29 protein-coding genes are annotated in these 26,617 nt (G+C 51.6%); 18 read left to right on the top strand and 11 right to left on the bottom strand.

The annotated features are described in order from the left end of the window. The first annotated feature begins 86 nt into the window (after positions 1 to 86). The 4 genes from ACO08I_RS15925 to ACO08I_RS15940 all read left to right on the top strand — a co-directional run bounded on the left by ACO08I_RS15925 (position 87) and on the right by ACO08I_RS15940 (position 3,660). On the top strand, positions 87 to 1,139 hold the full coding sequence (locus tag ACO08I_RS15925) for an endonuclease/exonuclease/phosphatase family protein (RefSeq protein WP_421946443.1): 1,053 nt from the start codon (positions 87 to 89) through the stop codon (positions 1,137 to 1,139). A 34-nt stretch (positions 1,140 to 1,173) separates the two neighbouring features. Then, entirely contained in the window at positions 1,174 to 2,004 is an 831-nt protein-coding gene (gene modA / locus ACO08I_RS15930; protein ID WP_421946444.1) for a molybdate ABC transporter substrate-binding protein, read from the top strand. A gap of 117 nt (positions 2,005 to 2,121) precedes the next feature. Beyond that, a complete protein-coding gene (locus ACO08I_RS15935) occupies positions 2,122 to 2,793 on the top strand; it encodes an MBL fold metallo-hydrolase (RefSeq protein ID WP_421946445.1) in 672 nt (223 codons plus the stop codon). A 9-nt stretch (positions 2,794 to 2,802) separates the two neighbouring features. Next, entirely contained in the window at positions 2,803 to 3,660 is an 858-nt protein-coding gene (locus tag ACO08I_RS15940; protein WP_421946446.1) for a DUF695 domain-containing protein, read from the top strand. A gap of 13 nt (positions 3,661 to 3,673) precedes the next feature. On the opposite strand, the gene ACO08I_RS15945 is transcribed toward ACO08I_RS15940, so the two are convergent. After that, a complete protein-coding gene (locus ACO08I_RS15945; RefSeq protein WP_421946447.1) occupies positions 3,674 to 4,294 on the bottom strand; it encodes a hypothetical protein in 621 nt (206 codons plus the stop codon). A 47-nt stretch (positions 4,295 to 4,341) separates the two neighbouring features. Further along, entirely contained in the window at positions 4,342 to 4,809 is a 468-nt protein-coding gene (locus tag ACO08I_RS15950; protein WP_421946448.1) for a hypothetical protein, read from the bottom strand. Between ACO08I_RS15950 and ACO08I_RS15955 the strand changes: the two genes are divergently transcribed. Together ACO08I_RS15955 and ACO08I_RS15960 are read left to right on the top strand one after the other, a co-directional pair. Then, entirely contained in the window at positions 4,801 to 5,160 is a 360-nt protein-coding gene (locus ACO08I_RS15955) for a hypothetical protein (protein ID WP_421946449.1), read from the top strand. The two genes, ACO08I_RS15950 and ACO08I_RS15955, sit on opposite strands and share 9 nt — an antisense overlap. Before the next feature lie 180 nt (positions 5,161 to 5,340). Then, positions 5,341 to 6,042 (top strand): Uma2 family endonuclease, encoded by a 702-nt coding sequence (locus ACO08I_RS15960; RefSeq protein ID WP_421946450.1) that lies wholly within the window; start codon positions 5,341 to 5,343, stop codon positions 6,040 to 6,042. A 13-nt stretch (positions 6,043 to 6,055) separates the two neighbouring features. On the opposite strand, the gene ACO08I_RS15965 is transcribed toward ACO08I_RS15960, so the two are convergent. Both ACO08I_RS15965 and ACO08I_RS15970 read right to left on the bottom strand, forming a co-directional pair. Further along, positions 6,056 to 6,643 carry a Uma2 family endonuclease gene (locus ACO08I_RS15965; RefSeq protein WP_421946451.1) on the bottom strand — a complete coding sequence of 196 codons (588 nt, stop codon included), beginning with the start codon at positions 6,641 to 6,643 and terminating at the stop codon, positions 6,056 to 6,058. A 30-nt stretch (positions 6,644 to 6,673) separates the two neighbouring features. Then, complete coding sequence (locus ACO08I_RS15970) at positions 6,674 to 6,853, bottom strand: hypothetical protein (protein ID WP_282773697.1); 180 nt, start codon at positions 6,851 to 6,853, stop codon at positions 6,674 to 6,676. Between the two features lie 260 nt (positions 6,854 to 7,113). Here ACO08I_RS15970 and ACO08I_RS15975 point away from each other — a divergent pair, with 260 nt between their 5' ends. From ACO08I_RS15975 to ACO08I_RS15995, 5 genes are all read left to right on the top strand, one after another. Continuing rightward, positions 7,114 to 8,547, top strand: coding sequence for an AAA family ATPase (locus ACO08I_RS15975; protein WP_282773695.1), 1,434 nt, complete (start codon positions 7,114 to 7,116; stop codon positions 8,545 to 8,547). A gap of 3 nt (positions 8,548 to 8,550) precedes the next feature. Then, positions 8,551 to 8,739: a hypothetical protein gene (locus ACO08I_RS15980; RefSeq protein ID WP_421946452.1), complete on the top strand. Its 189-nt coding sequence runs from the start codon at positions 8,551 to 8,553 to the stop codon at positions 8,737 to 8,739. Positions 8,740 to 8,879: 140 nt separating this feature from the next. Then, positions 8,880 to 11,429: a T9SS type A sorting domain-containing protein gene (locus ACO08I_RS15985; RefSeq protein ID WP_421946453.1), complete on the top strand. Its 2,550-nt coding sequence runs from the start codon at positions 8,880 to 8,882 to the stop codon at positions 11,427 to 11,429. Between the two features lie 97 nt (positions 11,430 to 11,526). Continuing rightward, on the top strand, positions 11,527 to 11,907 hold the full coding sequence (locus tag ACO08I_RS15990) for a hypothetical protein (RefSeq protein WP_421946454.1): 381 nt from the start codon (positions 11,527 to 11,529) through the stop codon (positions 11,905 to 11,907). Positions 11,908 to 11,944: 37 nt separating this feature from the next. Beyond that, positions 11,945 to 14,506 (top strand): TonB-dependent receptor domain-containing protein, encoded by a 2,562-nt coding sequence (locus ACO08I_RS15995; RefSeq protein ID WP_421946455.1) that lies wholly within the window; start codon positions 11,945 to 11,947, stop codon positions 14,504 to 14,506. A gap of 89 nt (positions 14,507 to 14,595) precedes the next feature. Here ACO08I_RS15995 and ACO08I_RS16000 read toward each other — a convergent pair whose 3' ends face one another. The 3 genes from ACO08I_RS16000 to ACO08I_RS16010 form a co-directional block, all read right to left on the bottom strand. Then, positions 14,596 to 15,582, bottom strand: a complete 987-nt coding sequence (locus ACO08I_RS16000; protein ID WP_421946456.1) for a transglycosylase SLT domain-containing protein — start codon at positions 15,580 to 15,582, stop codon at positions 14,596 to 14,598. Positions 15,583 to 15,763: 181 nt separating this feature from the next. Further along, a complete protein-coding gene (locus tag ACO08I_RS16005; RefSeq protein ID WP_081968655.1) occupies positions 15,764 to 16,849 on the bottom strand; it encodes a DUF4837 family protein in 1,086 nt (361 codons plus the stop codon). A gap of 105 nt (positions 16,850 to 16,954) precedes the next feature. Next, positions 16,955 to 17,440, bottom strand: coding sequence for a hypothetical protein (locus ACO08I_RS16010; RefSeq protein WP_421946457.1), 486 nt, complete (start codon positions 17,438 to 17,440; stop codon positions 16,955 to 16,957). A 98-nt stretch (positions 17,441 to 17,538) separates the two neighbouring features. On the opposite strand from ACO08I_RS16010, the gene ACO08I_RS16015 reads away from it, so the two are divergent. Beyond that, positions 17,539 to 17,865, top strand: a complete 327-nt coding sequence (locus tag ACO08I_RS16015; RefSeq protein WP_421946458.1) for a hypothetical protein — start codon at positions 17,539 to 17,541, stop codon at positions 17,863 to 17,865. A 69-nt stretch (positions 17,866 to 17,934) separates the two neighbouring features. Here ACO08I_RS16015 and ACO08I_RS16020 read toward each other — a convergent pair whose 3' ends face one another. From ACO08I_RS16020 to ACO08I_RS16030, 3 genes are all read right to left on the bottom strand, one after another. Further along, positions 17,935 to 18,906 carry an AAA family ATPase gene (locus ACO08I_RS16020; protein WP_421946459.1) on the bottom strand — a complete coding sequence of 324 codons (972 nt, stop codon included), beginning with the start codon at positions 18,904 to 18,906 and terminating at the stop codon, positions 17,935 to 17,937. Positions 18,907 to 19,010: 104 nt separating this feature from the next. Next, on the bottom strand, positions 19,011 to 19,721 hold the full coding sequence (locus ACO08I_RS16025) for a M15 family metallopeptidase (protein ID WP_421946460.1): 711 nt from the start codon (positions 19,719 to 19,721) through the stop codon (positions 19,011 to 19,013). Positions 19,722 to 19,791: 70 nt separating this feature from the next. Then, on the bottom strand, positions 19,792 to 20,823 hold the full coding sequence (locus tag ACO08I_RS16030) for a serine hydrolase domain-containing protein (RefSeq protein WP_421946461.1): 1,032 nt from the start codon (positions 20,821 to 20,823) through the stop codon (positions 19,792 to 19,794). A 262-nt stretch (positions 20,824 to 21,085) separates the two neighbouring features. Here ACO08I_RS16030 and ACO08I_RS16035 point away from each other — a divergent pair, with 262 nt between their 5' ends. From ACO08I_RS16035 to ACO08I_RS16060, 6 genes are all read left to right on the top strand, one after another. Beyond that, entirely contained in the window at positions 21,086 to 21,559 is a 474-nt protein-coding gene (locus ACO08I_RS16035) for a hypothetical protein (RefSeq protein ID WP_421946462.1), read from the top strand. A 194-nt stretch (positions 21,560 to 21,753) separates the two neighbouring features. Next, a complete protein-coding gene (locus ACO08I_RS16040; protein ID WP_421946463.1) occupies positions 21,754 to 21,933 on the top strand; it encodes a hypothetical protein in 180 nt (59 codons plus the stop codon). Positions 21,934 to 22,002: 69 nt separating this feature from the next. After that, positions 22,003 to 22,284: a hypothetical protein gene (locus ACO08I_RS16045; protein ID WP_421946464.1), complete on the top strand. Its 282-nt coding sequence runs from the start codon at positions 22,003 to 22,005 to the stop codon at positions 22,282 to 22,284. 202 nt (positions 22,285 to 22,486) lie between these two features. Beyond that, entirely contained in the window at positions 22,487 to 23,353 is an 867-nt protein-coding gene (locus ACO08I_RS16050; RefSeq protein ID WP_421946465.1) for a glycoside hydrolase family 16 protein, read from the top strand. A gap of 85 nt (positions 23,354 to 23,438) precedes the next feature. Further along, a complete protein-coding gene (locus ACO08I_RS16055; RefSeq protein WP_421946466.1) occupies positions 23,439 to 23,921 on the top strand; it encodes a hypothetical protein in 483 nt (160 codons plus the stop codon). A gap of 303 nt (positions 23,922 to 24,224) precedes the next feature. Next, positions 24,225 to 24,881, top strand: coding sequence for an RluA family pseudouridine synthase (locus ACO08I_RS16060; protein ID WP_421946467.1), 657 nt, complete (start codon positions 24,225 to 24,227; stop codon positions 24,879 to 24,881). Between the two features lie 196 nt (positions 24,882 to 25,077). On the opposite strand, the gene ACO08I_RS16065 is transcribed toward ACO08I_RS16060, so the two are convergent. Beyond that, on the bottom strand, positions 25,078 to 26,616 hold the full coding sequence (locus tag ACO08I_RS16065) for a hypothetical protein (RefSeq protein ID WP_421946468.1): 1,539 nt from the start codon (positions 26,614 to 26,616) through the stop codon (positions 25,078 to 25,080). Position 26,617: the final 1 nt, after the last annotated feature.

The raw sequence follows: 26,617 nt of genomic DNA on the forward strand, positions 1-26,617 counted from the left end.
TGCAATTGGGAATGGGTTCTATAAGAGAATGCCGTGGCACGGCAAGTGCCACGGAGCCTCTTTCACAAAGTAGAACATTGCTTGCTATGCCTATTGCCCTTATCATCTATACTATCCTTGTTTTGACTATGGTGTTACTGCCCATGATCCGGTCGGACTACTGGGTTTTCAGGTCTATGGAGTACCCACGGCTGCAAAAATGGGTGCTCGCAGGCATTGGAATGGTCGCCTGCCTGGTTTGGGGTGATTATTCGGGCTGGCTATTCTGGGCCGGGCTGGGCGCTTTTGCCCTGTCTTTTGCTTTCCTCAGCTATCAGATTTATCCTTATCTGCCTCTGGCCAGGCGAGAAGTACTGGAGGATGGCGCATCTGATGAAGCAAGTGGGGGGCAACGCCTTAGCCTGATGATTGCCAATGTGTATCAGCCTAACCGGAAAGCAGAGCGGGTGCTGGAGTTAGCAGAAAAGCTGTCCCCGGATGTCGTGCTCCTGCTGGAAACCAACGACTGGTGGAAAACACAAATGGAGGCTTTAGAAGCAACTTATCCCTATACGGTGCTGGTGCCCAGGGAAAATACTTACGGCATGTTGTTGTACAGCAAGGTCAAGCTGGAAGACGCTCAGGTTCACTACCTGATTGAGCCCGATGTGCCTTCTATTGAATGCAGGATGATACTGGGTTCAGGGCACAAAGTCCACTTCTTTGGTGTGCACCCCCGGCCTCCGGCCCCTTCCGAGAGTACGACCTCTACGGAAAAAGACAGGGAACTGCTGATCGTAGCCGAGCGGGCTAAATCCTCCCGGCAACCTGTCATCGTTGCAGGCGACCTCAACGACGTAGCCTGGAGCTATACCACCGAACTTTTCCAAAAAATGAGCCGCCTGCTGGACCCCAGGAAAGGCAGAGGCTTTTTCAATACCTTTCCGGTAAAGTGGCCGGTAATGCGTTTTCCGTTAGACCATATTTTCTGTTCCCGCCACTTTAAGCTCCGTCAGTTGCGCCGGTTGAAGTCGATCGGGTCTGATCACTTTCCTGTATTCATTGCATTTCAGGTTTACAACGAGATCGTTCAACCGGAAAAAGCCCCGGAGCCGGAAAATGAAGACCTTATGGCGGCAAATGCAAAATTTGAGGAATAGCCGTATCTTCAGCGGCGAACAAACTCAATGAACAATGAACCACTTAACGTACCATCTCTGTTGGGCGGCTTTGGTTATACTGGCGGCCTGTGGTGCCCCATCTGCTGAGGCCTCCGGTTCCGAGGCAACTGCACCAACAAAAGCTGCCCGGCCAACCCTCACTGTTGCAACGGCTGCAAATGTGCAGTTTGCTATGGAGGAGCTGATTCATGAATTTCAGGAACAGACCGGCATTGGCGTCTCTTCTGTAATCAGCTCTTCAGGCAAGCTTACCGCGCAAATTATGGAAGGTGCCCCCTACGATATATTGGTATCTGCTAATATGAAATACCCACAATACCTGCTTGAAAAAGATCAGGCCGTAGGTAGTGTCAGCGTTTATGCTTACGGCGCCCTGGTGGCCTGGAGTATGACCGAAAAAAACATAAGGGTGACCCCGGAATATCTTTTGGAGGACGGTTTTACAAAAATTGCCATCGCCAACCCCAAAAATGCGCCCTACGGTGAGCAAGCTATCAACTACTTGAAGTATTATGGTGTATTTGAAGGAGTAGAGCCAATGCTCGTTTACGGAGAAAACATTGCACAAACAAATCAATACATCACTTCCAAAGCGGCAGATGTGGGGCTAACCGCCAAATCGGTTGTGCTGTCGCCTGAGGTAAAAGGCCAGGGGCGTTGGCTGGAGCTGCCCGATAGCAGTTATACCCCCATTGAGCAGGGAGTGGTGATTACCCGCTACGGTAATGAGCGCCACGCAAGGGAAAGCCTGGCTTTCTTTACCTTTTTGTTTTCGGAAACTGCTCAGAAAATCTTTTTGAAATACGGCTACAAGCTGCCGGACCAGAACGCCACCACTCAGTAAAAAACAACGATCATCGAGAAACGCATTACTTTACTTGGCACTGGCACATCACAGGGCGTACCGGTCATCGGTTGCGACTGTGCGGTCTGTCAATCAGCAGACCCAAAGGATAAACGTTTGCGCACAGCGGCTCTGCTGCAGGTGGGAGGGAAGAATATTGCCATTGACTGCGGTCCGGACTTCAGGGCACAGATGCTCCGAACGGGCATTGACCGGCTGGATGCGATTCTCATTACCCATCAGCACAATGACCACATCATCGGGCTGGACGATGTACGCCCGTTCAACTTTCGCAATAACATGGACATGCCGGTCTACTGTACCGCACCGGTAGAGACAGAGCTGAATCAGCGGTTTGCCTATATTTTTGAAAGCCAGAACCGCTACCCCGGCGCGCCGCAGGTACAAATCCACCGCATTTCCAAAAGCCAGCCTTTCGAGGTGGAAGGGCAGCAAGTGATTCCAATAGAGTTGATGCACGGCCGTATGCCTGTGCTGGGCTTCCGGTTTGGCAACTTTGCCTATCTGACCGATGTTAGAACGATTGCTAAGGAGGAGCTGGCGAAGCTAGATGGCCTGGATACCCTGGTGCTAAGTGCGCTCCACCATAGTGAGCATCATTCGCACCTCAATCTTGAGCAGGCCCTCGACCTGATCCAACAACTGGCTCCCCGGCGGGCTTTTCTCACTCATATGAGCCACCGGATGGGGCTCCACCGGGAAGTATCCCAAAAGTTGCCTGAAAATGTAGCCCTCGGCTACGATGGGCTTACCTTTACGGTTGATTAAAACAAAGTTATGAGATACTCAAATTGGTTGTTCCCAATGCTGTTATTGCTCTTATCAGGGTGTGGAGATGTAGGCCCTCAGCAGCAAAAAAGTGAAGCGCCGCCCCTGCCTGGCCATGAAGAGCGCTGGTCGGTATTCTTACGGCAGCAGCTTGCCGGGCCTCAGGTCGTTACGGTAGATCAGGGCTGGTCAGAACAGGCCCCGCTGCAGACGCACCCACGCCTGCTGAAAGTTACCGTAAAAGCAAATGAGACCTTGCCCACCGGCTTCCCCACCGAAGCAGAAACCCGGATGGCTAATGAATTACAGGACCAGCTGTTGCAGAAGCTCGAGCGCGGCAACTTTGGAGTCTTTGTGGGAAGTATTGTTGTACCGGGTGAGAAGCAATTGTACTACTACCTGCGTGCAGAACCCCAAGCCGACGAGCTGGCACAGGAAACCGTAGCGGCCTACACCAAGCGAAAAGTAGAAGCGGCCATTGCGCCCGACGATACCTGGTCTGCCTACACAGAACAGCTCTTCCCCAATCAGCGCGAACAGGCAGAAATCAACAACGATGGCGTGCTCATCCGCCTGCAGGAAGCCGGCGACCCGCTGTCTCAGCCCCGGCCGATTGAGCACTGGGCATACTTCAAATCCACCAAAGCCCGCAGCGTCTTTCAGGACTCCCTGAAACGGTACAGCTTTGAGCCCATCGCTTACGATACACTTGCGCAAAGCCAAATGCCCTATGGAATACACTTTGTGCGGCAGGACAGCATTCACACCCCATACATTCACGACCTCACCTGGGGCCTGACTCAACTGGCGGCAGGGCTGGGCGGTGCCTATGATGGTTGGGAAACGATTGTGGTAAAGCCCCGGTAATAAGGGCTATCTGTTAGCCTCTTTCTGCCACCTCCCGAAAGCCCTCCATGGTACGCATCATATTGGAGCGCACGATAGGGTCGGTGATAAAGCGCGGCAGGGAAGAGGCCTTCGTCGTCTGTATAAAATAGCGGACCTCCGCGTAGCCATTGGCCTGCCTTTCAAATTCCCAGCGGCCCGACAAGCCCGTGATGCGCTCAATCCCATCTTTGATGGGGTATTGCTTCAGTGCTACGGACTCAAACTGAATGGTGGTACTGCCAGCAGCACTGCCGGTTTGCCGGTAAGCTATGGTACAGTCATGGTCGCGTGCCGGCCAGGGCAGACCGTAGTGCACGTAAGCGTACCAGTGGCGCTCATGCTGCCCGGGGAAGGACCGGACTTCATCCACCCGGCGCATCCACTTTTCAGCTTGTTGCTCTTCGCGCAGGGTACGCAGTAAGGTTAGGGTTGGGGCTTTTACTTTAAGTACGGTTTTGAGTTCGCGATAGGCGTTGCCCTCGGCCGTTTTGTGCCAGCGTTCGTAGAGTTGGATGCCGCTTTCTTCATCAACGAGCTCGAAGGGGGAAGCTGGTGAAACGGCAGGCGTGGCCCAGGCAAGGCTACAGCTGAAAAAGAGGAGTAGGAAAGACATAAAACAGATTGAATGAAAAGATTAAGATAAGGTTTTTACCGCCTAATTCACAATTGAATGTGGATGTGGTCGTCGTGACGAACCGCTGCACAACCGTGGAAGCGGACCTTTTTCTGCCCTTCCAACCCTAATCTCGTTTTCAAATGAGGCTCCAGGAAGATTTTGCCTATTGCAGGATGCCGCGCCAGGCGGAGGAGCAGCTGCTGGTTTAGTGAAGCCGAAAAATCAAGATTTTTGTCTTGCGGGACAAGGCGGGATAATAAACTGTACTGCCAGTAACCCCGACCCTCACAATTCGCTGGCTGATCATACTCGCCTGCTTTTGGTGCTTCCAGGTAGCCGTAGCCGAGCCAGGAAGGGCTCCCAGACAAGAGTTTACCTGTGACCGGGTTTTCATAAATAAAAGCCAGGTCTAATTTGCCGCCATCATCGTGGCTGCGGTGGGGCAGTAGCGGGAAACCATCGAAAAACGGAAAGTTGGCATCCAAAAAGTATAATGTGACGGAATGATCCATTTGGTTGGCGACGTCCAATGCAGCTTCGAGCAGTGCGGGTTTGACGTAATGCCGGTTGGCTATTACAAAGAAATAGTTGGCTGGCTTGATGGCCGCTTCGGAAAAGACCGGCAAAGGCACCCGCCCGTTCAAGCGGGCAAGGGGCGGAACAAGCAGCAGGCTGCCCAGTGCATAGACCATGGTAAAGGCGAGCAGGCGGTACCCACGCGAACGCCACTTGCCAGGTACCCGCTGGCTGATTGGCCACCGGATGGGCTGATAGAGCAGGTAGAGTACCCCTCAGACCTGGGTGAATACGGTAAGGATGAGGAAGAGGGCGGCCCGGCGCAAAATGTCAATCACTGTCATTGACCCGTTTTGAATAGAGGTTATGAATACAGGTTTTGTATAGACAATTAATCAAGATTTTTCGTCAGATCAAAGAGCGCCCGGAACCTCGTAGCCTAAGCTACGAAGGTGAGGACGTGATGCAGAGCTGGCGGAAAAGATTATTCAGGGGCATGCAAAATTTGTGTTCATAACCTCTAATGAATGGTTATATTTATTCAAAACTTCCGGATGACCACCAATATTGTCGAACAGTTGATGCAGCGCCCGGATCTTCCTGTAGTCCTCAAAGAGTTACAGCATCGGCTCGCGATGGAGGAACAGCAGCGTAAGGCATGGCAGGAAGACTGGCGAACAGATACATCCAAAATGGAATTCATCAACGGGCAAGTGATCGTCCATGCTCCCGCTCAGCGTATAGAAGCTTTGGTCAGCGGTAATGTCGCATCTTTGCTTCGTACATCGGTATTGCTTCGACAAGTCGGGGAAGTTCATCAGGAGAAAGCCATGATCCGCCTCACCCGCAATGACTACGAACCGGATATCTGTTACTTTGACACCGCACAAGTCGCTGAATTCAACGAAGAGACCAGCTTGTTCCCGGCTCCACGACTGGTGGTGGAAGTGCTCTCCCCAAAGACAGAGGCTCGTGACCGGGGCGTCAAATTTCAGGATTACGCTTACCACGGTATACCCGAATACTGGATCGTCGATCCCAGGGAGCGGACTTTAGAGCAGTACCTGTTGCCCCAGGGCGATACGACCTACCAGCTTCACAAAAAATCGGATAACGGGGGCGTAGAAGTGCGAGCCTTGCCAGGTCTAAGCCTACCCATCCCTGCCTTTTTTGATGAGCGGAAGGCGCAGGCGGAAGTGGAACGCTTACTAACTGCAACACCTAAGTAGATAGTTCAGGAGGTTACCCGGCGTTTTCCCGCTGGAAGATTTCAGAAGCTGGCAGCTCAAAATCAGGGAGAACTGGCGCTGCACTACAGGTGTCATTTCCCTTACAAACTTTCATTTCCTCCAGTGCCTGCCCTTTGTAGACATGCACTTCCCCGTGATTAGGCAGAATATGCCAAACGATTTGAACGCCAGCTGCCCGGTAGTCTTGCATTTTACCGACTACCGTGTTCATCTCATCGTGGTTCGAGATGACTTCAATCACAAAGGCGGGTACCTCATATTCCCCTTCCGCCAAAGCATTGATTTGGGCGTCTGTCAACCAGCATATGTCAGGGCGGCGGTGGTGATCGCCAAAAAACAGATCGCTCTCCGGCATTAATTGCCCGGACATCTGCCCTTGAAACTTGAGGCGCATAAAAAAATTAAGCAGGTTGTTGAGGATGTAGAGCTGCGCAGCACTGGGGGTTCGTTCTACCGTACCATTCAGCCATTCGTGGGTATACCCATCTTCCCGGCTGAGGTACTCCCGCTGGAAGGCTTCCCAGGTAATCGTTGCCTCAGGTTGTGAGAACGGTGCAGATGTGTCTACAAAACTTGACATGATGCAATCCTTTGAAGTAAGATAACATTTTTACCGCTTCTTCGCCACCACGCCCGCTTCCACCCGCGCCCGCAGCGCCCTGTTCATCAACTCAAACCCTTGCACGGTTTCCGCATGGATCATCCTCATAATGGGCCCGGACAACAGCCCGCTAAACTGCTCTCCGTGTATCAGCTCGGTTTGCCCGCATTTAATAAAAGGATACCACAAAGCTATACTCGGAACGGAGAGGTTTGGGCGTAATGCACAAACCCGACGCAAGAGTATATGCCGACACGAAGTCATGTTTGGTCCCAAACTACTTCGTCGTCGGTATATACCTCTGCCGTTCGCCCCACTTTGCAACAGGTGCCAAAGGCTTGGCATTTAGTGCCAGGCAGAGGCTACCACAGCTATATCTGGAAAAATCGTGATTTTTTGGATAGATTTTTCCAAATAAAGAATGTATTTTTGGAAAAATCTATAGGCCTATGGATCAGCTGATAGGGCGAAAAGCCGAAATCCAGGTGTTACGGGACGCACTCGCCTCAGGTGAGGCTGAGATGGTATCGGTGATTGGGCGCCGGCGTGTAGGCAAGACTTTCCTGGTTAAAAGCGTCTGTGCGGGGCATATTGGTTTTGCCATTACCGGTGTTCAAGGGGCGCCTCTGCAGGAGCAGCTTAGCAATTTCCACTATCAGCTGCAAGAGCACTCCAACACGGAATACAAAAAGCCGGGCAATTGGATGGAAGCCTTTCAGCAATTGATTCAGGCCCTGAAACCACTGGTTGAAAAAGTAGGCCCTAAACCCGTTGTTTTTTTGGACGAACTGCCCTGGCTGGCCTCCCGGCGGTCTGGCTTCCTGCGCGGATTGAGCTTTTTTTGGAATAGTTGGGCGGCCGATCAGCGTATCGTAGTCGTAGTCTGTGGTTCGGCGGCTTCCTGGATGATCCGCAAAGTGGTTCATCACACCGGAGGGCTGCACAACCGGATTACCCGGCGGATTTTCCTCGCGCCCTTTTCATTAAGCGAGACAGCGGACTACCTGAGCAGCCGGGGCGTAGGGCTGGATCATTATCAGACGACTCAGATTTACATGGCACTTGGCGGTATCCCTCATTACCTGAAAGAAGTAAAGCAAGGAAAAAGTGCCGCTCAAAACATCGACGAAATCTGCTTTTCAGACCAGGGTTTGTTACGGGATGAGTTTCAAAAGCTATACCCGGCTCTGTTTACTAATGCAGAACACCATATTGCGATCATCCGGGCATTAGGCAAAAAGTGGAAAGGGCTGACCCGAAAGCAGATTGCCGCATCATCGTCGGTGCCTAAAGGCGGCACCCTTAAACGCGTGCTGGAAGAACTGGAACAATCAGGCTTTATCACCGCGTACCGGCCGTTTGGGAGAGCCAAAAAAGGCCAGCTGTATCGCCTCACGGATGAGTATTCCCTATTTTATCTGCAATTTATGCAGCAAAAGCGTCTCAGCGGAGAGGGAGCGTGGCACCGGCTGAGTCAGACAGCGGCATTTAAAAGCTGGAGTGGTTATGCCTTTGAAAATATTTGCCTTAAGCACATCATGGAAATTAAGCACGCACTAGGCGTTGCTGGTGTGTATACCGAGGCTTCTACCTACTACCATCAGGGCGAAGGGGAAAAGCGTGGCGTTCAAATTGATCTGCTCATTGACCGGAACGATCATGTCATCAATCTCTTTGAGATCAAATTTTACAATGCTCCCTTTACGCTGACTAAAGCAGAAGCTAAAGCACTACGTGAAAAAGTAGCCCTTTTCCAAAGTTACACGCAGACTAAAAAACAGATATTTTTATCCCTGATTACCACCTTTGGCTTACTGCCGAATGCGCATAGCTTGGGCCTGGTACAGCAAGAGCTGACTTTGGAAGATTTATTTAATTCCTAAACAATGACCTTCTCCGGCCGCTTCCTCCTCAACATGATCCACTTCGCTGCCCGGCAGGGGGCATCGGCTGCTGACTTATTGGCTGTAGCCGGGCACACGCAGGAAGACCTGATCGAGGAAAAACTGCGGGTGGAAGCGTCTGTCTACAACGCGGTACTGGAAGCCGCCCTGCCCTCAATCGCTCTTTTGTAATACATCATTTGCGCATTTGGCTGACATAATTGGAGCAACAATTGTAATAAAGCTTGCATTGTTGCTATTTTGAGTATCAAAACCTACGTCACCAAAGGCTTTACGCAGCTCTGCAAAGCCACGGAAAAAAATCATTGACTATGCGTCATCTATCCCTATCCCTGCTCTGTTCCTTTCTTGTTCCTCATCTTACTTTTGCTCAACCTTTCACAGAAGTTTTGCCTCCCAAAACGATTGACGGCGTCACTGAAGGGCAGGCCCTGTTTCTCGATGTGGATAATGATGGGGATATGGATTTGCTCTTCAATGGCTTATTAACGGAAACCCAACTCTATATCAATGATGGTACAGGCCAATTGACTGAGGATACGGAGATCCCCTTCACGGATGTAATTTGGGGCAGCATTGCGTATGCCGACGTGGATGGGGATGATGATCAGGATATTTTTATTTCCGGACAGGCCGGAGGCGCTTCAAGGGTTTCCGAGCTGTATATCAATGATGGAATGGGCGGCTTTTCCAAGTCGGCAGAAAATACATTCAAAGGGGTTGCCGGCAGTTCTGTATTTTTCGGAGATATAGATCAGGATGGGGATCAGGACCTCCTGGTTTCCGGAAAAGACACCTTGAACAACTATTCTAATCTGGTTTATGAAAACGACGGGAACGGTGTTTTCAGCCCGCTAAGCACCCCCTTTGAAAGTATGGAAAGCTGGGCTGTGGTGCTATGCGATATTGACAACGATGACAATCTCGACGTGCTGATCAGCAATAGCCAGGTAAGTGCCTTGTTTACCAATGATGGCACCGGTCAGTTTAATGAGGATTCGATGGCCCTTTTTCCAGGCATTTTGTACAGCCGGTTGGCTTTTTCAGATCTGGACAACGATGGAGATGTGGATTTTTTGATCTCCGGTACTAATTCCGAAGGAGATAAAGAATCCAGATTATACACCAATACCGGGAGCGGGCAGTTTGAAGTACTTCAGAACTCACCCTTTGAAGACTGGCGTGCTTATGCAGCGACTTTCTTTGACGCAGATGGCGATGGAGACCACGACCTCTTGATTGGAGGGGTCAACGGGGCATCGGAATCCGTCACCACATTATTCCTTTACGAAGAAAACGAAGGCTTCACCGAGATGCCTGCCATAGGCAAGGGAGCTGATATACTAGCCACTGCAGATATCACGGGAGACAGCACCATTGATGTATTCATAGGTGGCAACGGTAGTAAAACTGGAGACCTGGAACCCTTTTCGGATCTATTCACGAATGATGGTACAGGCCAATTGACCAAAATCCCGTCCTCCTTATTTGAGCAGGCAGGCTCTAATGCTATGGAGTTTGCAGATTTTGACGGCGATGGAGATAAAGATTTGATACTGACAGGGTGTGAGGGAGCCTCCGTGGCAGGAATCTACTTAAACGATGGCACCGGCCATTTTTCACTACAGGCGGATATGCCTTTATCTGGCATCTGCAATGGTGATTTGAAGGTATCCGATTTCGATATGGATGGCGATCAGGATGTCTTCCTGATTGGTAACATAAGCGGTCAGACCTCTGTCGCAAAGATGTACATCAACGATGGATCCGGGAACTTTGGGGAGCTGTCAGATACGCCTTTTACTGGCTTGGCTTACTCTACCGTGACTAGCTCAGACGTAGATGGAGACGGGGATGAGGATATGCTTATCACCGGGGAAAACAGCTTGTACTTACCCGTTACAATATTCTATAGGAACGATGGCGGTGGGAGCTACACTGAAATAACAGATGTCCCTTTCGAAGGGGTGGATAGAGGTGACGCACAATTTTTCGATATTGACAATGACGGAGATCAGGACCTCTTGATTTCAGGGCGGACGTCCTTAGCTATTGATGGCCGAATATCAAAATTGTATAAAAACGACGGAGCAGGTCATTTCACCCTTCTTGACAACACTCCATTTGCGCCCGTATACCAAAGTGCTATGGATTTCTCAGATATCGATAACGATGGGGATCAGGACCTACTCATAGCAGGGACGAATGCTGACTATCCATTTGGCATATCCAAATTATACAGGAACGACGGCACCGGCCACTTCACAGAAGTCCAGGATACCCCTTTCAAAGGGGTTAAATCCGGGTCAGTGGTTTTTGCTGATGTGGATAATGATGGCGATGAAGACCTGTTGCTTACCGGCACCTATGGACTACCGCCCAACCCAACGACAGATTTGTACCTCAATGATGGAATGGGGAATTTTGAAGAATATCCGTACCCACCTTTTGAAGATGTAAATTACGGCGTTGCCAAAGCTGCAGACATTGATGGCGATGGAGACCTTGACGTCATGGTTACTGGCCTGAATAAGTCCGGTAAACCCATCTCCAAACTCTATATAAATAACAGCTCTCCCACAGGGACCTCTGAAAAAACAGATACAGCAATTGACTTTCTCCTCTTCCCCAACCCGGCACTTAGCGGGAAGGTGACACTGGCCTTCAAAGGCGGAGGCACTGAACAGGCTATGGTCAATATGCTGGACCTTCAAGGCAGACTGCTCCGGCAGTATAGGGTTCCCGATGGAAGTGCCCCCCGCGAAGCAATGCTTAATCTTGACGGGCTTCCGGCAGGGATTTACCTGGTTCAATTAATTGCAGGAGGTAAAGCAGGCGTGCAAAAGCTGGTGAAATGGTAAGCAAGGGCAGCCCAGGCCAGGATCCTGTATCCCATACTGTTGTCGCTGTGCAGGTCGGCACTTGCCTCCCACTCCAATTATCCATACCTTTGCACCTGTGAAAAGCACATTCGCCATACTACTCGCCATATTCGTGACCTGGTCTGCCCTGCAGCCTTGTCAGGACGGGCACGTGCCGGAAGAAACCCGGGAAGCTTGTCCGATGGTAGTGGCGAATAGTAACGCTCATCACTGCTGTGCCGCGGAAGCCCCACCAAAGGAAGCGTCCGATGGATGTGGTGATGAGCACGGTGCAGACGGATGCAGCACCTTTTGTTCCTGTCAGTGCTGCGGTACCATCTTTTTACAAATCTTACCTGAGCACCGCGCTGTCGAATGGTCCCCCATTGCACGCGCCGAGCTCGCCTACCTGCCCGAAACCGGGCGCGAATCCCCACAACTCATCTGGCAGCCACCGCCCTTTAGTCTTGACGCCTGAGCACCATTTTTTCTAATTGTCAAGACTAAAATTTCTTATGAATAAGCTTTCCAAAGGACTGCCGGGCATTGCCCTGTTGGTCCTCCTTACCACCCATCTGCAAGCGCAGGCCGGTGACACCCTTCAGCTTTGGGTAGACGGCATCTGCGGCATGTGCAAAGACCGTATTGAAGATGCGGTCTACCAGGTACCCGGTGTGGCTTTCGCCGACTGGGACATAGCTTCCCGCACCCTTACCATTACCCAAAGCCCTGAGCCCCTGGATGAAAACCAATTGCACCAGCAAATCGCCAGCGTTGGGCATGATACCCGCCGTATCAAAGCTACAGATGACGCCTACGAGGCCCTCCACGGCTGCTGCAAATACCGGGATGCGGCCATCGTGGCACAGCATGAAGGCGGAAAATTAAAAGAAGAAGAACATCACGACCATCTCCACGGGTATGTTTACGAGCATGGCAAAGGTCAAAAACGCATTCCCCTTGTTGGCGCTAATGTGCGCTGGCTGGGCAGCCCGGAAGGAGCGGTTACCAATGCCGATGGGTTCTTTGAGCTCGAAGGCGCAGACGAATACGGGCAGCTCATTGTCAGCTACGTGGGCTTTGCTACGGATACCGTTACCATTAATCAGGAAGGCACAGTTCAACTGGTACTCGCCGATGCTGTGAATTTGAATACAGTAGAGGTTACCCGCCGCCGCCGCTCTACCGAGGTGTCCTTCATCGAGCCGGTCAAAGTGCAGCGCATAGGCGAAGACGAATTGGCGAAAGCCGCCTGCTGCAACCTCAGCGAGAGCTTTGAGACCACGCCTTCGGTGGATGTAGGCTTCACGGATGCTGTGACGGGCACCCGGCAGATCCAAATGCTCGGGCTGGCCAGCCCTTATGTACAAATTACCCGGGAAAACATGCCGGATGTGCGCGGGCTGGCTTCCATGCACGGTATGGAGTATACCCCGGGCGCCTGGATTGATGGCATCATGCTGAATATGGGTACCGGTTCTGTTGTGAACGGGTACGAAGCCATTGCCGGGCAGATCAACGTAGAACTCCATAAGCCGGAGGAGGGCGAACGCCTCTACCTCAACCTGTTTGCCAACGCCATGCAGCGTTTTGAGGGTAACCTCAGCCTGCGCCACTCGCTGAGCAAAAATGCGCATACCGGGCTTCTCCTCCACGGCAAGCATCAAAAGGGCCGGTTCGACCAAAACGGGGATGGCTTTCTGGACAATCCGCTCTCGGAAGCCCTGATAGGTGTACACCGCTGGCGCTTCATGGGCAAAAACGGCTGGATGGGGCAGTTTGGCATTAAAGGGACCCTCCTGGAATCAACCGGTGGGCAGTTCGACTTCGAGCGGGGACAGTCCGAGGATACCGACCTCTGGGGATCCACCCACGATGCCCGCCGTGCTGAAGCCTGGGTAAAGGTGGGAAAGGTATTCCCCAACCGCCCCTACGCGAGCATGGGGCTACAGCTCTCCGGCAATATCCACCATCAGGAATCCACTTTCGGCAACCGGTCCTACGATGGCGATCAGGAAAGCTTCTACGCCAACTGGATTTACAAAACCATCATCACTGACACCCGCCACCAAATCAAAACGGGGGCAAGCTGGCAGTGGGACCACTACGATGAATTCTTCGAGGGGCAGGTGTTTGACCGCATCGAATCGGTGCCCGGCGTATTCGGAGAATACACCTGGACCGGACGGGAGGATTTTACGCTGGTCGCCGGCTTACGGGCGGACTACCACAATCTTTTTGGCGCTTTCGTGACGCCCCGCCTTCACCTCAGGTACAACTTCAGCGAAACGGCAGTCCTGCGGGCTACTGCCGGCCGCGGGCAGCGTACCGCCAACATCCTGATCGAGCAGATCGGCGCCATGGCTTCCAACCGGAACTTCATCATTGAAGGAGGTGACTCTAATCTGCCCTACGGGCTGGAACAGGAAATCGCGTGGAATTTCGGGCTCAACTACGCTCAGGAGTTCATCTGGGGCGGGCGGCAGGCTCTGCTGAGCCTTGATGCCTACCACACCCGCTTTCAGCAACAGATTGTAGCCGACTTTGATGCCCATCCACAGGCGTTATTCTTTTACAATCTGGATGGGAACTCCTTTTCCAACAGCCTGCAGGCACAGCTGGACTACGAGCTTTTCGCCCGCTTTGATATCCGCCTGGCCTACCGCTTCAACGATGTACGAGTGGACTACCGCAGCGAGCAGTTGCAAAAGCCGCTGATTGCCCGGCACCGCGCCTTCCTCAACACGGCCTACGAAACGGAAAGCGGCTGGGCATTCGATGCCACCCTCAACTGGCAGGGGCAAAAACGCCTGCCCAACACTACGGCTAATCCGGAAGAATACCGGCTGGAAGCAGCATCACCCGACTTTTTCCTGTTGAGCGGGCAAATCACTAAGTCTTGGAAAGACGGGTTGTTTGAGCTCTACCTGGGCGGTGAGAACCTCCTCAATTTCCGGCAGGACAACCCCATTCTGGGCAGCGATGACCCCTTCGGCAACTACTTCGATGCCTCTATGGTATGGGGGCCAATCTTTGGGCGCAACCTGTATGCCGGCATGCGGTATAAGATTCAGTAAGCTAATTAAAGCCCCTGTATACACCTGCATAATGGCATACGGGGGCTTTATTTATACAGAGAGGGCAAGCCAACTCACAGTCGATATACTTACCCGCCGGTTGCAGCACGACGCTTCCACTGGGAATCCAGCACTGCTATCGCATAGTCGGTACCAACCTTACGGCTTTCCTTATCAATATACCGGGCAAAATAAGGCAGTGCCTGCTCGGGCAAAATGAGATAGTGCGGCGTTTTCTGCCTCGGAGCGTAGTCCCCCAAATAGCCAGGATTGAGTGCCCGGAGCCAGGGAAGGCTGACTTCACAGTAGCGGGCGATTTCATCCAGTTCCACACTGTGGTGGATTCGGAATACACGGAAGTGGCTGGCGTGGTATTGGTGTTGTTTGGGTCGGAGGCCATGTTGTTCATAAAATTCGCCTACGTAGATGGTTGCAATCAGGCGGGGCAGGTACCGGCGGGTCTGTAGGGGCAGCTTGTGCTCGATATCCCAAAAGGAAGAACAGCCGGTTTGCTGTTGGGCCTGCCTGACTCTGCCGGGGCCACAGTTGTAAGCCGCAAGTGCGAGCGCCCAATTGTCGAATTGCCGGTACAACCGACTGAGGTAGCGCATTGCCGTTTCAGTAGACTGGTAAGGGCTGCGCCGCTCATCGATGTACCCGTTGATATGTAGCCCAAGCCCTGTAGCTGTGCCCGGCATAAACTGCCAGAGCCCAACTGCCCCTGCCGCAGATTCTACAGCCGGGTGGAGGCGAGACTCCAACAAGGGAATGTACTTCAATTCTTCAGGTAGCTGATATACCTTGAGGTAATGTTCAATGATGGGAAAGTACTGTGGCGTACGCCCCAGCATGGCTTCGGCTTCCCGCCTACCGGTACGCAGGTAGCTCGATAGCTCCTCCTGTACCTGTGCATTATAGTGCACCTCAAAGGGCCATTGATCCTGAACACAAAGCAGCCGGTAAGGGATATCGTGGGTGACGACCTCTTTCCAATCAGACTGCTCTGCCTGGCTTACTAACGAACTAAGCAGGCAGCCTGTCAATAATATATTACGGATGAATGTTGGGGCTTTCATACACTGAGGTTTAGTTTTCAGTAAGGTTATACGAGGCAACGCTAAAATCGTTACCCGATACCCGGTATTTCCCTAAAACAAACCACTAATAATCAAGCCATTAAACCAACCCTGGAACGCCAGAACCCTTACCTGTACTGCTCTAACGCAGTATGCACGTCAGGCCGATTTTTAATCTGTACTATTGAAATTTGATCGTGTGAATTACATAGTCCAATTGCTCCATAAAGTCCCGCTTATCTTCGCCCGGGGCGTGCAGGAACCCATCTACGAAAAGCAATTCGCCCTTGTTCGGGTTTAAAATGAGATAGCTGATAAAAGAACCGCCCATGAAGTCATTGACAATTTCCCAAACTCCCCGGCCTTCAACTGCATAATTACCATTTACTTTGGTGGTATTGAAAATCACGGGCAGGTCCTCGTCATTCACCTGCATGTAGGTATCCTCAATAGTAGAAGAGACATACTTCTTACCCAGGGAGTCCCGCATGGCGATCAGGTTTTCCTTGCTCAGCTGTTCCTGGTCTTCATACTTCACCTTGCGCAGCATGATATTGCTGGAGGTCTTGTCCGTCTCCTTGCGCATCCAAATCACTTCCCCATCGTTGATGGCCATGAAGTAATCAGAAGGCATCCGGATACTTATTCCTATAGATTCCTTTACTTCATTGATCAGGTTATTATTGACGCCATTCAGGTAAGCGTAGGACTCCAGTTTTTTCTCATCGAATTTATTGACCCGTTTCTTGATAGCCGGGTAATTTTCCTTGAGTACCTTGATCAGGTCCTGATTGGAATAAGCAAACTGATAAAGCAGTAGCTGCCCCTTGGCCCACTTGTCCCGGCCGGCAGCGTTGTTTTTCGTGATGTCGCCCCGGGCACTTTCGCTCATTTCTTCGCCAATATCCTTTCGAATCATCTGTGCGGTAGGAGAGTCTTCATCTGAAAGGTTGCCGACCAACATATACGTACGCAGCTCTTTTCGCAGCGGGTCCTTTTTTAGCTCAAGCGGCGTGAAGTGGCGCAGATCGAAGACAGGCTCCGGCTGTGGCAGCAGTGGGTAAGCGGAAGAATAGTAATAGCGTATCGTGTCACCTACCGGGCTCTCCCAAAGCTCATCATCCATGACGATCACAATCTCGTTGAGTTGCCCAAAAGCAGTAGGGATGGCTTTCATGCTCCGCTGCACATCCTCCGAACAGCTCTGTAAGGTAGACAGAAGAAGCAGCAGCATTGCAAAAGCCAGAATTCTCAGATATATTTTCATAAAAAAGTCTGTATTTACGGAATCGCTAATAAAGGTAAAATATTAATCATTGGATTCGTAAAACAGATGCTTTCCAGTCAAGTTTTGGCGTGCCTGCCGCCCAACTTATGCCTTTGCTTCCCGCTCGCGCAGGATTTGGGCTACCGCTTCCGGGTCTTTGCAACTGATGAAAAATTTTTGACCGTCCTTCAGGTGCAGCCGTATGCCTGAACCCGGCTTGACACAAAACATGCGCTCGCCCACATGCACGCCCCAGCCACTGAGCTGTACGGAAAGTGGCAGGTTGAGGACTTCACAGCGATCTACTTCCTCCCAGTAAATTTTCTGCTTCTTGCGGTGTACGGGAAAGTACTGGAATTTGATCTTCTCCGCATCCACTTTGACCAGCAGGCGGATGGAGAGCAGGTAAGCCAGTGTCCCCCCAAGCAGCAAGAGCGCCAATACTCCTTTCCAGAAATAGGCTTCCGGCCGGAAATCCGAAAGCACCGTGGATTCGTAAATGTTGTAAATCGTAAATATCATTAACAGTACCAGTGGCAGCAGGATTTCCCACCGGCGAAAACGCTGTACCTCTTTATGTTGATTTGGCATAATAACTTTAAGTTTACTTTGAATTAACACTGAGTTAACATAGAATCAAACAAGTATACCCGGAGAGAAGTTCCCTGCCACCTTCAAAATTATCTGCCATGACTATACTATACACTTATCTGACCGCCATCGTACTCAGCAGCTCCCCTTCCCTAAGCGTGCCCGTCACTCTGGAAAACAACAGCGCAGAGGCACAAGCCATCATGCTCATTTGGTACAGCCCTCTCTGTTTTGGCAATAGCACGGAACAGCTGACGGTAGCCCCGGGCGCGCAAATCACCCGCCGCTATGCTGTAGGTACAAAGCTCTACCTCGCTTCGGAAGCAGAAACCAGCATCGTAATGGGCGGTGGGCGAATTGACGATCTGGAACCCTTTCTAAAGGTAAGCCCGAAATCCAGGAAAACAGTTTATCCGCTATTCTGAAATGGCAACGCCCCGGCTCTCCTAAACTGGAAAACCGGGGCGTTGTTTGCTGTCGCGGAAGGTTCAGGCTTAAAACAAGCCCTCGATGACCTTCTCTTCCGTAATCCCTTCCGCTTCGGCTTTGTAATTGCGAACGATACGGTGGCGCAGTACGTACTTGGCAATTGCCCTTACGTCTTCAATATCCGGAGAGTACTTGCCATGAATGGCAGCGTGGCACTTCGCGCCCAGCACCAGGTATTGAGAGGCACGCGGCCCGGCTCCCCAGGAGATGTAGTTGTTCACCGCCTCGGATGCACGTTCGGTATTGGGGCGGGTTTTGGTAGCCAGTGATACCGCATACTCCAGCACATTATCAGCAATGGGCACTTTGCGGATGAGCTGCTGATAGTGCAGAATTTGCTCACTGGTAAGCACATGCCTGAGCTCGTAGTTTTGGACCGTAGTGGTGCCCTTTACTACATTGATTTCCTCTTCATAGGAAGGGTAGTCAAGTGGGATGTTGAACATAAAACGGTCCAGCTGCGCCTCGGGCAGTGGGTAAGTACCTTCCTGCTCTATCGGGTTTTGCGTAGCCAGTACGAAAAACGGTGCAGGCAGCTTATGGCGCACCCCGCTTACGGTTACAGAGCGTTCCTGCATGGCTTCCAGCAGAGCAGCCTGTGTTTTAGGCGGCGTACGGTTGATCTCATCCGCCAGCACGATATTGGCAAACAGCGGGCCAGGCGTGAACTTAAAATGACGGTCTTCATCCAGAATTTCTGAGCCGGTAATATCAGAAGGCATCAGGTCAGGCGTAAACTGAATGCGCTTGAAGTCGAGGTCAAGCACTTCGGCAATAGTACTCACCAGAAGGGTCTTCGCCAGTCCGGGCACTCCAACCAGCAGGCTGTGGCCATTGCTGAAAAGCGAAATGATGACCGCGCGGACCACATCTTCCTGCCCAATAATCACTTTACCGATTTCCTTCCTGAGCTCTTCGTAGGAAGCTGCGAGGTTATCGATTGCCTTAGCTTCCGACTGAAATTCTGTATTTGCCATTCGTTGATATTAGTTTTGATCGTCCATGCGTACTGTTCGGGCAGCGCAAGTTACGGAACAGGCGAAAATAAACTTTCTTTTGCCTGCTCCTAACGCTTACCTACTCAATAACATTTCCATAACATGTCGGAAAGCGCATAGTTTTTGCCGCTTAGCGAAAAGTGCCACCATTCAGTAGTGATGGGCTGAAAGCCTTCGCTGAGCATTGCGTCCCGCAGGGTAGCCCGGTTGGTCAGCACACTGTCCGGCAAGTTGGTATAGGACGGATGGGCCTCGGGGCCAAAAAAGTCAAACGGCGTACCCATTTCCAGCTCCTCCCCCTGAGCATTGACCAGGGTGAGGTCTACGGCAGCACCGCGATTGTGCATAGAACCTTCCCGTGGGTCAGCTACGTAGCGTGGGTCGGGCACTTTTTCCCAGAGCTTCCACTGAATAGGTCTGGGGCGGAAGCAATCCAGTAACTTCAGCCCCAGCCCTTGTTTTTGAAGACGCTGATGTATCCTTACCACCGCTTTGGCCACCTCAGGCCGCAGAAAGCAACGGCTGCAATCGTACATTTGCTCTTCCACAAAATTCTCTGTGGTTGCGTACTTCATATCAATAAGAATACTGCTGTCGAGGCGGGCTACTTCTGTCCACTGGGTGGTATCATAATCGGGCGGGGGCGGAGGCAATGGCTTTGGAGCAGCCGGTTGGGGCATGGAAGACAGCGTATCAGTAACCACTTCAGCGGCTTCCTGCCCGGCATCGGGAGCGGACTGACAGGCCGCAATCCCAAGTATTGCCAGACAGTAAAAAAACAGTTTAAATCGCATAATGATGTACATTAGTGGACTATTAGGTCTAATGAATGCAGCCTGAGATGAAAGCTATTTACCTCACAATTTACTTGTTCCTGCGCAGTATCTTCAAAATCCGGCCATAAACGATATCCGCTAAGCCCCAGTTGTAGCCCTCAAAGTCGGTTGGGCCCGTAAACTGTACCACCACCGCATCAATATCCCTGTGGTACCTGGCAATACTCTGATAGCCGGGGATCAGCCCGGTATGTTCGTAAACGTAAATCGACGAATAAATTTCCTGCTCTTCACCATCAAAGACAGACCCGTCGTTTAGCGCCCTCAAAAAGATGCCGACATCCTCGGCTGTGGCGAGCATGCCCATGTCTTCTCCTTTTAAATCATGAGGATAGCCCACATAATAACCACTCATCACCCGGTCAGGATCAACGTCACTGACTGATGCAAACGTATTTTTCAGATTGAGTCGGTTCAGGATGGCTTTCTGAATAAACTGAAAGTGGGGATAGCCCAGCACTTTGTCCATCAGTTCCCCCAGCAGCAGGTAATTGGTATTGCTGTATTCATAGCTGGTACCGGGTTCGAAACTAGCGGGCAGGTCGAGCACGAGCTCCAGGTTTTCCTCGTTGGTTTCCTTTGGGGCCATCCAGTAATCGGGGGTATTGGTATAGTTAGGAATGCCGCTGCGGTGCTGCACCAGCATAGCCAGCGTCACTTTGTCGGCATACTTCATTCGCCCGGCCAGTTCAGGAAAGTAATCGGCAAGGGTTTTATCCAAAGATAAATGCCCATCGTGCACCAATTTGGCGATGGCTACAGCCGTGTAGAGCTTACTAATGCTCGCAATTTTAAACAAAGCTTCCGGATAAGCGGGAATTTTGTCTTCGGGATCATGCCAGCCTGCTGCGTGATACGCCGGGGGCTGCCCCGCCTGATCTACGTAAACGATGACCCCATCGAACCCGTGGTCAAGGGCGTCTTCCACCTGCTCCTGTACCGTATCAGGCAGCGGCTTTAACCACGCTTTAAGCATAGGCCAGGGCACGAAGTATAAAGAGACGATTGTCCCAACGAAGAGGACGATTCTGATAATCTGCGTTTTCCGGTCAGCTGACATAGAGTATTCCGATTTTTTTACTGTCTGAAGGAACGGCTAAAGACGGGCCACTGATGCAGGAAGGTACATAACTTAGCAGGATTTACAATGATTATTCTTTTGCAGCATGATTGTTCCGGAATCTTGAATAACAGGATTGATGACTATATTGCAGTGGGGTTGGTAAGATCGTACCCTTCATGACCGGTACCAGCAGTATTGCTTTTCCATGGTTTGGGCTTAAATACCGCTTCAATTCCTCAATGACTCAATCACAACCATAATGGCGCATAATCTACACGGTATAATAACGGGCTTCACTTACCTGGGTGATTTACCGAATGTCAAGTTGGCTGAAGGGTATCACCTGATCCCTTTGAGCAGCCCCGAAAAAGACAGCTCTCCTGAAGCACCAATACCTCCTTTTGAAGCACTCAGTAAAGCCACAACATCGGTAATCCGCCGGCTTTCTATGCTGGGAAAATGTGCCTACATCGAAACCGCCTACTTTGGAGGCATAGGCACACAAGCCTCCGCTATATGGGTAGATGGTGCACAAATTGAGGGGCCAATGATATCTTACGATGGCGTAGAGCCAACAACGAAAAGCCGGCATTTCACAGTAGTAGACGGTGCAGTCAACCACGCCCTGAAGTATTTAGGCGTTCACCGGTCGGAAGATATGGATGAGTTTGACAGCGTGGGCATGGGACGGTACCGGTCCAACCGTAAAGTACTCCAGGCCTCCGGCCACTAAGGAGCCTGTAGCTAACCGGTCTGTACAATCAGGAAGACTATAAAACAAGAATGATTCAACAGGATAAGGTCATCCATTCTGCTTTCTTTCTTTTGCTATAAGCTATCCTGGTATTGGTGACAGTATCCTGTGGCGGCACAAAAACTCTGCCCGAGCATCAGGGTGAAAAGACCAGTAATCAGATAGCAAAGGACATGGTTGTAAAGATCGATACAGCAGTAGATCCCAAATTTGTGTACGCTTACGTGCAATCCAGGTTTGTCCCACCGGAGGGGAAAACCCTACTTATTATGGGGCAAACAGTGGAGCAGATTACCGAATACCGGAAAGCCTTCCGATCCGAACCCCGCCCCGGCGGGTGGTCCGCTTACTGAGGCATTCCGGAATTTACGGGTGTAGCGAAGGCTCATGAAATCCAAACGGGCAATACTCAACACCACCAGATGCTGGTCAGTAAATTCCCAAACACGGCCATCCAAAGCGCCCTGTGGATAGTGGGCAAATGGGGAATCGAAGAGAAAGCCGGCAAAGGCGAATACGACGAGGCCATCATCAAATACAGTGACTGGGATCAATGGTTTGTAAACTTCTTCTCCTTCGCTTACAACAAGAATATCAAAGCGATCAGCTTCATCAATGAAGACTGGACTCAATTGAACATTGAAGGGATATCCACCTGGCAGGACAGCCGGCTGCAGAACAACCCGCAGGTCGCAAATGCTTGATTTGAGGAGACCGGCAAAGACCGGTATTTGAAACAGTCGGAGAGGCTTTCTGAGCAGTTGGGGTACCAAAAGTGAGCGTATCCTGATAGGAACAGAACAGATTGCCAGGGCAAGATGGCCTCTCAGACTTTTACAATCATGCTTTAGAATTACCAGATAAGTGGTACCTTAAATCCATAGTTCCAATCAAAAGGATATAATAATGAGACTCATTTCAACAATGGCACTGTTAGTGCTGGCGCAGCTGGTTTTCAGTTGCAAGGAAAGCAGCCCAAAAAACAACACCGCTCAAGATATGTCTGATGATACCTGGGAAGTCGACTTTCAAGATGATTTCGAGACTTTCAATCCCGATAACTGGCAAGACCAGCGTATTTGGGTGAACAATGAAACTCAATGCTACGTACCCGATGGAGCGTTTGGCACCCGTGAGGTCAGCGAAGGTACCCTAAAGCTCAAAGTGGTCAACGTGGGTGAGCAGCGCCCCTGTGACAATTTTGATAAACACGGCAATCAGCACCCTCCTACCGAATATGTAGCCGGCCGGATTTGCTCCAAAAACCGAAAGGAGTTCGTGAAAGGCAGGTGGACTGCCCGTTTGAAGTTATCCAGCAACGGGGAAGCCAGTATGTTCCCGGCATGGTGGCTGCTGGGCGCTCAAAACAACGAGCCCCCGGTGCAGGAGGAAGACGAAAATGTCTGCTGGCCACTGACCGGGTCCGGCGAAATCGACATCTTTGAGCACCATGGCGACCACATGAAAGACGAATTCACCACCGGTGCAATTGTCAGCCTTGGAGCGTGCGACAAAGGCGATTGGGAAAGCATGCGCCGGAACTTCCCGGCCACTCTGAATGAATTTCACGAGTACTCCGTCGAATGGGAAGGCAGCGACCTGGTCTACCGCCTCGATGGCAAGGAAGTGTACCGCAACGAAGGGGAAGGGGACAAATACCCGGAGCCGATGTTTGCCATTCTGAACTACGCCAAAATCACCGACTCGCCTATGACGGGCGAATGGGTGATGGAAGTGGACTGGGTGAAGCACGAGAGGCGAAAAAATCAGTAGTTCCTGACTGCTTCAATCCTTATCGGCTTTCAGTAAGCTACAAATCGTGTACCTCTCCTGGTGTTAAACTTTAAATTATGATCGCATGAGAAAAACTATCGTCTTCGCCTTAATATGTTCTGGCTTATTGTCCTGCAGTGAAAGCTCCGAGCCTGCCGACCAGCAAAAGAATCCAATCGACAGCCAGCAGATACAGCATGATATAGAGACGGTAAAAAGCCTGGTCGTACAGTCCTTCGACGATATCTGGTCAGATTTGGACACTCAAAAGATCCGAGCCCACCACACCCGGGACTTTATGCTGCTGGAGAACGGCGTGGTTTGGAACAACGATTCCGTAGCCCATTATTTAATCAAAGAGCAGGAAAGAATGGAAGCCCAACAATACCAGAGGCTGAACCGTTTTGATTTCCTGAAGTCCGAACACCATAAGCACACCATTTGGGTGGCTTATCACAACTACGGTACGTGGGTAAAGGGCCAGGACACTCTGGGCACTGCTCACTGGCTGGAAAGCGCTATCGCCATAAGAGCGTGTTGGGATTTTGGTCTTCTAGTCGAAAACTAGCAATTTTTTGATTAGACGAGACCCGAAAACCGGAGTTTAGCCAAAGCTAAATGAGGATTTTCGGGGCGAAGTATAAGCGAAAAAGTGCAGTTTGCAGACCGATTACTAAAGTCCCAACACGCTCTAAGAGACGAGGGCAGGTGGAAGCTTCAGCAACTGCACTCCACGAGAGTCCGGAAGTAATGTCCTGATAAAGAAAAATAACCAGCCAGCAACTGGGGAAACCTTGATAAAGATAGTGGCTACATAACACTCAGAGCTTGTTTGCAGCCCGGGGTATAAAGCAGACTTAAAACGATTATTTTGCAAATACACATCATCAAAGAGACCAAAGACTGGATTGTCATCAGCAAGCCAGCCGGTATTCAGGTAGAGCGTAACCCCTTTGGCCCATCAGTGGAGTCATTGGTGTATGCGCACCTGGAAGCAGAGCGCCGCAACCCCTACGTGGGTATCGTGCACCGGCTGGACCGGGTAACGACCGGCGTCGTGCTCGTTGCCAAGCACAGAAGCGTCCTGCGGAAGCTCAACCGGCAGTTTGTGGAGAAAGACGTGCGCAAGACCTACCTCGCTGCAGTCGATCAGCCGCCGCCGTCCGAACAGGGAACCCTGCATCACTGGCTGGAAAAAGACCGGGCTGCAAAGCGGGCCATTGTGCATAAAGAGCCGATCGGCAAAGCACGGGAATGCCTGCTCAACTACAAAGTCCTGACTACAACTTCGGACAACCGAACCCTTCTGGAATTAGAACCCCTCACGGGCCGCTACCATCAAATCCGGGCACAGCTGGCATTCGAGGGCTGCCCGGTAGCCGGTGATGTCCACTATGGTGCCACTCAGCCCTATCAGGACCACCACATCATGCTGCATGCCTGGAAACTGGAGTTCTTCGACGAGCAGAAAAAGGACCGGCAGTTGGTGGAAGCGCCACTCCCGGAATGGGCAGAAGCCTTAAAGTAGAAAAAGCAGTGGCACAAATTGCACCACTGCATCGATTAAGCAAAATCTTTACAATAGCAATTTTGCTTAGTATCGGACCGGCGCGCTCCTAACTGCCGGTGCCGAAAGATTCACACAAAATGCACACGCTTTGGAAAAGCGGGCATTTCACTCCTTACAATTTGATCTACGGTATTCTTTGGAAGGTTGGATCATATCAATAGAAAAAACGCTCTATTCCCTGCGGGTCCTGCTCTCCCCCAAAGCTATATTCCTCCATACCATTGATGCGCAGCTCAGAAGCAGGCACTGGCAGCTGTGCAGGTGTACCCAATTGCAGGCCGCCCAGGGCCGTCACCTCGGCGGAGGCTTCGCGGGGGCGCATCCGGCGGCGGTCGAGCCAAAGACTGGCTGGGGCCGTATTGAACAGCTCGATGGCGCGCTCGTAGAGCAGGGCTTCTTCCACTTCAAAATAGGAGGCCGTAGCAGTAAGGGGCGGTAAATTGCCCCGGGTGGTGCGGGAACCACCGTCGATCACACTGGCAGCGGCAGCAGTTTGGCTGGTGCGGAGCAGCGCTTCTGCCCGGAGCAGTTCATTATCGGCTTTGAGAAAGGTCGGCATAGGGCCAGCAAGGCCATCACCGAATAAGTCGGGTTGAATCAGCTGGCGTTTATGCTGATAGTGCGAAAAATGCCATTCCCCTCGTTCGGCGGGGAATCCCACCACCGGGCTGTATACAAAGTCAGAATTCAGGCGGGCATCCCCGGAGGTCGCCTGTGTTTCGGACAAGGGGGCTTCTCCGTTGGCTTCTACTTGCGGGTAGCGGGCGGGCTGATTGGGGTCGAAGGCAGCCACAAGGCGTTGGTCGAGGCGCGCCCAGAAAGGGCCGGCTTCTGTATTGGCAAGGGTATACTGCTGATAGCTTGTCCACTGATTGCCATTGGCGATGGGGGCGAAGTCAAAAGTCAACCCTAGCTCAGCGTGTTGAAGGACGGCCTGCCAATTGGTCGTCTCATTTTCATCTAAGGTGCGGGCGGCTTGCGCCAAAAAACGGGCGGCATAGCTGTGGCCAAGTTCCGCAAAGGCACTACCATCCAGTGGCAGCCCGTTGAAGTAGTTGTGGATGAAGTCGATGCCATTCGCCTCAGCCAATTGAATGGCGGCTTCCAGTTCCTCTACTGCCTGGGCATTGACCGTTGTGTAGGGCAGAAATTCAATCGTACCGCCCAGCTTGGTATTCTCATCCACTACCGGCGCCTGATCAAACCAAAGCGACAAATAGCCCCAGCTCAATCCACGCAGCGCATAGGCGGCTGCCCGTACCGACTGATCCTGCGGGCCGTTCTGATCAATGCTCACGCCTTGCGACAGGGCATTCAGCACATCATTCGCATCAGCCACCGCCTGCAGGCACCCGTACCAGGGTACTTCCACAATCGCCCGGTAATCCAGGGGCTCGGAATTGAGGTTACGGTAGGAAAGGCGTGGCTCCTGCCCCATGGCAGCCGCACCAAAGTCATCCCAGGGCAGGGCGCAGGCATCCGCAGTAACACCGAGTGCCACAGCGGGCTCTGGGCTATGGATGCTGCCCCACCAGGTGGCATAGCCGCGGCGCAGGGCTTCCTGCAAGTCCTTGCCCTTACTGATGACCTGCTGCCCATCGGGCGTAAGCTGAGGAGCATTATCCAGCGACTCGCAAGACCAAAGGCCGGCCAACAGCACCGTTAGAACGGAAAAGGTAAATTTACGTAGCATT

The sequence above is a fragment of the Phaeodactylibacter xiamenensis genome (assembly GCF_965229835.1).
In the GTDB taxonomy this organism is placed as follows: domain Bacteria; phylum Bacteroidota; class Bacteroidia; order Chitinophagales; family Saprospiraceae; genus Phaeodactylibacter; species Phaeodactylibacter xiamenensis.